Genomic DNA, 5,695 nt, shown 5'->3' with positions numbered 1-5,695 from the left:
TATTCTTTTAATTTTCTTGTCTTTTTAATTCTGAAAATTCTGATTCAGACAAGCTATTGTCTTTTTAAAAGAAACTCGCTGAACTCAGGTGTTAATAGGTCATTTTCTGCACTCTTTTTGTGATCCGTTTACTATACAATGGCATTGATACGCCTTTAAATGGGTCGTGCTTATCTCAAACTGCACACTGCCACACAAACATTTTCCCTGCATGGTTTAACCCCCTGTTTTTAAAAAACTATATACAGCAAGCCTTAAGCATGAACTATAATTGAATCAAACTATTGTCACATACTTTCTTTATCAGATTGAGAAAATACCATGAGCTTCATGATAAATCGTAAAAGTGTATCGGAAATATTTACTTATGGCGATTATTGCCAATGGTCTGATGGGGAGCGTTGGGAATTAATTCACGGCACAGCCTACGCAATGACAGCCCCATCGCGGATACATCAAAAAGTAGTGCTTGAATTAGGCAGACAAATTAGTAACTTTTTACAGGGTAAACCCTGCGAACCTTATATTGCACCGTTTGATGTGCGATTACCGCAAAAAAATGAAGTAGATGAAGAAATTAATACCGTTGTACAACCTGACATTTCAGTGATTTGTGACCCCCAAAAACTGGATGATAAAGGGTGTCGTGGTGCGCCTGATTGGATTATTGAAATTTTATCGCCCTCTACTGCTTTTAAAGATATGGACACAAAGCGAACTTTGTACGAAAGCCATGGCGTGCGTGAATACTGGTTAATTCATCCAATTGAATTATGGGGAATGGTTTATTTATTGAATAATGAAGGATTTTATGGTGTGCCACATATGTTTCAGTTAGAAAATGAAACCAAAGTGAGCATTTTTCCTGAATTACAGATTAATTGGCAGTTTCTCTCATGAGAGTTTGTAAAGATTGCAAGTTCACAGAAGTATGAAATAAAGAGCATTTTAGGTATTTTTCTTTTTAGATATCCAAAAACGATGCTCTTTATCTAAAAACACAATATAAAAAGTATTTTCAATTATATAGCCTGCAACTCTCCCTTTTTGCCCACCAACCGAATTAATAACCCCCCATGCAATGTTTTGTTCAATATATCTTGGATAAGTGTATTCTGTATTTTCAGGATTGGGGAAATCGCCATATATTTTAATCTATTGTTGCAATTCAGCTTCATGGCGAGTCAATTTTGACAGTTCTTTCAATCTGATTAACAGTGGTTTTAGTAAACCCGCTGTTTCCCATATTTCAATAGATTGAGGATTATTGCTAGGTTGCGTTTCATCAATATCTTTAAAACTAAAGGTTAATAATGACTTTTTTTCTACCGTTTTTCGCTCTTCTCTGGTATTTTCTTCCCGCCCAAAACCTTGTTTTCTATTTCGATTAGCCATCTAAAGCCTCTATTAGTTTATCAATAGAGCTAAATAACGGAATAGCACCATATTTACCAAGTAAATAGTCTTTACTGTATGAATCACCTTGTCGGGTGTAATGTTCTTTATACTCTAGTAACGAATAAAGTTCGCTTTCGTGGGCTTGGTTTTTTTCTACGAACCAAATTTGGTCACGTCTAAAAATAGATTTTGTTAATAAATTAGTGTCATGGCAAGTTATAATTAACTGACTATTCGTATTATTTTTTCTATGGTAAATTTCTAAAATGAATTTAGACAATAAAGAATGAAATTTACTGTCAAACTCATCTATAAATAAAATTTCACCATTTTTAATAGCGTCATAGAGTGGCCCTAATAAATAAATTAACTTTTTAGTGCCTTCAGATTCTAATCTAAATGGAGTAGTATATTTAGCATCTGTTCCAGTAATTTTTTTAATTATATCAACTTTATAATTTTTTCTAAAATGAATTTTTACATTATTTCCAGCTTCAGCAATACTAATTCCCATTGTTTTATTAAATGGTTGTTCTTCATTTACATTAATATCTGCAATTTGCAGAGACAGCAGTATATCTAATATCCATGTTTTAAAGATTGTATCTTTGCTTAATAAATTTAATGTGAATTGGTCAAAACCAGTTTCTTGAATACCTGAAATGATATGCAACTTTTTGAACCATCTTGTAATTTTTCTGGATTTTTCACCATTGAATTGAGATAACACGGAAATAAACGGGACAGTTTCTCGGGTTTTTTCAAGATAGTATTTGCCATTTTCTTCTTTGATAAAGTCTTTTGCTTCAGAAAAAGAACGACTATTAATTTTAATTTCTTGTTGTTCACGTTGAAATAGCAAGGTTTCACGGGATTGTTTGCGCCAAAATAGCCATTCTTCGGTGATGATAGCGTTTTTAATAGCGATACCATATCGATATAAATGCTGTTCATAAATAAAGGTAACTTCAAATTCAGTGGCTTGATCAAATTTTTGTTCTTTTATTAAGAATGGGATGACTGTCTCGAGTAGGTTTTCTTCAGGGTTAGCAAGTGAGTTTAATACAATGTTTTTTAACGTGGAAACTGCTCCAATCAGATTAGTTTTGCCACCCGCATTTGCGCCAAAGATAGCAGCAGATTTGAGTAATTTATTTACACCAAATTGCTCAATAGCAATGGTATTAGTTTCATTAAAGTTTTCTTTTGTCGTATTGGATGCAGACATATTTAATGTTTGCAATGTGTTAAAAGAAGCGAAGTTTTGGACACGAAACTCAACAAGCATGGAATGTTTATTCTCTTCAGATGGCGATATGCTAAAACGGTTAGGGTAGTATTTAATAACCCTATTTGCAATAAAATCGCAAAAATCCCTATTAAGTGCGAACTTTTATATTAATTAGTATATTGTTTGGTTTTACTAAATTGCTCGTTTCAAAACAGGCAGGGCAGTCCTAAAACAAGCAATTTAATAAGGTATTCTACCCCTTCACATTCAAACTTTTACTCACCACCTCGTACACATCTTTTGATAAATTAGGATGTTGAATGATGCGATTTAATTGCGCTTGCATTAAGGCTTGACGATTTGCGTCGAAGCGTCGCCAGTGATTGAATACGGAGACAAAGCGCGACGCAATTTGCGGATTCGTTGCATTCAATTGTAAAACAATATCCGCGTGCAATTGATAGGCTAACCCATCCGCACGGTGGAATTGTGCTTGATTTTGGCTAAAAACGGCGATTAAGGAGCGGGCGCGATTAGGATTTTTTAACGTAAAATCCTGATGTTGTAACAACGCTTTTACATTATCAAAGGTATCAGGCAAGTAACTTGTGGCTTGCACACTGAACCATTTATCTAACACCAGCGGATTATGTCGCCATTGTTGATAAAAATACTCAATCGCCTGCCCTCTTTCCTCGCTAAACGTATTCACCAAGCACATTAATGCACTTTGCTGGTCGGTCATGTTATCGCTTTGTTTAAACTGCTTTTCGGCTAAATTCACCGTTTCGGGCGTGTCTAAACGGCAAATATAGTGCAACGCGGTATTTTTTAAGCGACGGCACGCAATCGCGGTGGCACTGTTGCTGTAAGGCATTTGATGATTTGCGCGATAAATTGCCAACCATTCCGCATAATGCACTTCTGCCAACTGTTTTAAGACAAACTGCCGTACGGCAAATAAGCCATCGACCGCGACTTCTGCCTGTTGTTGCCCTAAAAAGTTTTCCGTTGGTAAGGTCAACATTAAGGATTTAATCGAGCCGTCGAGCTTGTCATCTTGTAGGATTTTTAAAACGGCTTCGCTAAATAACGCATCTAGTTGTAGCGTTTTGCCCGCTTGCCAATCTGCGAGTAAATCAAAAATCACTTGTTGCGCAAACTGTTGTCCAGCTTCCCAACGGTTAAACGGGTCGCTATCATGCGCCATTAAAAAGGCTAATTCTTGCCGTTGACACGAGAAATTTAATTTAATTGGTGCGGAAAAATGGCGAAGTAGTGAAGGGATAGGCAACTCAGAAATATTTTTAAAGGTAAATGTCTGTTCTAATTCGCGTAATTCTAACACTTGCGTGGTTTTCGCGGGCGCAGTTTCTTCTAACTGCAAAGATAAATCTTGCCCCTCTTTGCCCAGTAAACCGACAGCAACAGGAATATGCCACGCTTGCAAATGCTCAGGTACTTGCTGGCGCAAGGTCAGAGCGTAAGTTTTTGCTGTCGCATCATAAACCCCGCTTGCTTCTACAACGGGCGTGCCTGCTTGGTCGTACCAACGCTCGAATTGCGTCAGGTCGACTTGATTCGCGTCCGCCATTGCCGCGCGGAAATCGTCACACGTCACCGCTTGCCCGTCATGACGCTGAAAATATAAATCCATCCCCCGACGAAAACCGTCTTTACCCAGTAACGTTTGATACAAACGAATAACTTCCGCGCCTTTGTTATACACCGTTACCGTGTAGAAATTATTCATTTCAATATACGATTCAGGGCGAATCGGATGCGCCATCGGGCTTTGGTCTTCGGCAAATTGTGCCGAGCGTAAAATGCGCACGTCTTGAATCCGCTTCACGGCGGCAGAAGTCATATCTTCCGTAAATTGCTGGTCACGAAAAACGGTTAAACCTTCTTTTAACGTCAATTGAAACCAATCACGACAAGTGACACGGTTGCCTGTCCAATTATGAAAATATTCATGCGCGATAACAGCCTCAATACCTTCATAATCATCATCAGTTGCGGTATCAGGGCGACACAAGACAAATTTGGCGTTAAAAACGTTTAAGCCTTTGTTTTCCATTGCCCCCATGTTGAAATCACCAACGGCGACAATCATATAAATATCTAAATCGTATTCCAGCCCAAACCGCTCCTCATCCCAACGCATGGCTTTTTGTAAAGACTGCAACGCATGTTCGCATTGGTCATGGTTTTGCGGTTCAACCCAAATTTCTAAACGCACTTCGCGCCCTGAGCGCGTCGTAAATTTTCCACCGTGACAATATAAATTGCCCGCGACTAAGGCAAATAAATAACTTGGTTTTGGAAACGGGTCAGCCCATTTCACCCAGTGGCGACCGTCGTTTAACTCCCCATATTCAACTCGATTCCCATTCGACAACAACACAGGATAACGGCTTTTATCCGCGACAATCGTCGTCGTATAGCGAGCCATCACATCAGGACGGTCTAAAAAATACGTAATACGGCGAAAGCCCTCCGCCTCGCACTGTGTGCAATAATTGCCACTGGATTGATATAATCCTGTTAATGCGGTATTTTCCTGCGGTTTAATTTCAACAATACTTTCTAACTCAAATGCTTCTGCGGGAACATTAGGAAGGGTTAAATGGGTTTTATCAACATGATACTGCGTTGCATTCAACACATGCCCATTGAATTTTAGGCTTTTTAAAACCAACAATTCACCGTTTAAAATCAATGGTTTTTTCTGGTTTTCAGTACGCGGGCGTATCGTCATTCGACTATGTACCAGCGTGACATCTTCATCTAATGAAAAATGTAAATCGACACTATCGATAAAAAAATCGGGCTGTTGGTAATCTTTACGATAAATAGCTTGAGTATTTTCTTGATATATCATTATATTAACCTGAGTTCGGCAAAATTTTATAAATGAGATAGTGAGATAAATGGTTTAAGATGGGTTTTACTTTTTACCAGATTAAAATCGCTAACGCTATTCTACGCCTGAAAACTAAAACAGAGACCTACTAGGTTAAAACATTGTCTGAATCAGGATTAAAGACTGTCTGAATCAGAATT

Annotated in this window: 5 protein-coding genes; 1 reads left to right on the top strand and 4 read right to left on the bottom strand. The window is 37.9% G+C overall.

Annotated features, from left to right (window positions below; translation table 11 throughout):
• Window positions 1-99 precede the first annotated feature (99 nt).
• Complete coding sequence (locus tag BEGALDRAFT_RS19700; RefSeq protein ID WP_456297498.1) at window positions 100-213, bottom strand: GFA family protein; 114 nt, start codon at window positions 211-213, stop codon at window positions 100-102.
• 117 nt (window positions 214-330) lie between these two features.
• Between BEGALDRAFT_RS19700 and BEGALDRAFT_RS04190 the strand changes: the two genes are divergently transcribed.
• Window positions 331-900: a Uma2 family endonuclease gene (locus BEGALDRAFT_RS04190; protein WP_040295226.1), complete on the top strand. Its 570-nt coding sequence runs from the start codon at window positions 331-333 to the stop codon at window positions 898-900.
• A 255-nt stretch (window positions 901-1,155) separates the two neighbouring features.
• Here BEGALDRAFT_RS04190 and BEGALDRAFT_RS04185 read toward each other — a convergent pair whose 3' ends face one another.
• The 3 genes from BEGALDRAFT_RS04185 to pepN all read right to left on the bottom strand — a co-directional run bounded on the left by BEGALDRAFT_RS04185 (window position 1,156) and on the right by pepN (window position 5,513).
• Window positions 1,156-1,395, bottom strand: coding sequence for a hypothetical protein (locus tag BEGALDRAFT_RS04185; protein ID WP_002683975.1), 240 nt, complete (start codon window positions 1,393-1,395; stop codon window positions 1,156-1,158).
• Entirely contained in the window at window positions 1,388-2,686 is a 1,299-nt protein-coding gene (locus tag BEGALDRAFT_RS04180; protein ID WP_002683973.1) for an AAA family ATPase, read from the bottom strand. Before BEGALDRAFT_RS04180 ends, BEGALDRAFT_RS04185 begins: the two co-directional genes overlap by 8 nt.
• Before the next feature lie 196 nt (window positions 2,687-2,882).
• Complete coding sequence (pepN, locus tag BEGALDRAFT_RS04175) at window positions 2,883-5,513, bottom strand: aminopeptidase N (protein ID WP_002683972.1); 2,631 nt, start codon at window positions 5,511-5,513, stop codon at window positions 2,883-2,885.
• Window positions 5,514-5,695: the final 182 nt, after the last annotated feature.

The sequence above is a fragment of the Beggiatoa alba B18LD genome, assembly GCF_000245015.1.
In the GTDB taxonomy this organism is placed as follows: Bacteria; Pseudomonadota; Gammaproteobacteria; order Beggiatoales; family Beggiatoaceae; genus Beggiatoa; species Beggiatoa alba.
This window is presented reverse-complemented; position numbering and strand designations above follow the sequence as displayed.

Bases quoted from the DNA above. Each gene is read 5' to 3' on its own strand.
- BEGALDRAFT_RS19700 (WP_456297498.1), bottom strand. From the start codon at position 213: ATGCAGGGAAAATGTTTGTGTGGCAGTGTGCAGTTTGAGATAAGCACG.
- BEGALDRAFT_RS04190 (WP_040295226.1), top strand. From the start codon at position 331: ATGATAAATCGTAAAAGTGTATCGGAAATATTTACTTATGGCGATTAT.
- BEGALDRAFT_RS04185 (WP_002683975.1), bottom strand. From the start codon at position 1,395: ATGGCTAATCGAAATAGAAAACAAGGTTTTGGGCGGGAAGAAAATACC.
- BEGALDRAFT_RS04180 (WP_002683973.1), bottom strand. From the start codon at position 2,686: ATGCTTGTTGAGTTTCGTGTCCAAAACTTCGCTTCTTTTAACACATTG.
- pepN (WP_002683972.1), bottom strand. From the start codon at position 5,513: ATGATATATCAAGAAAATACTCAAGCTATTTATCGTAAAGATTACCAA.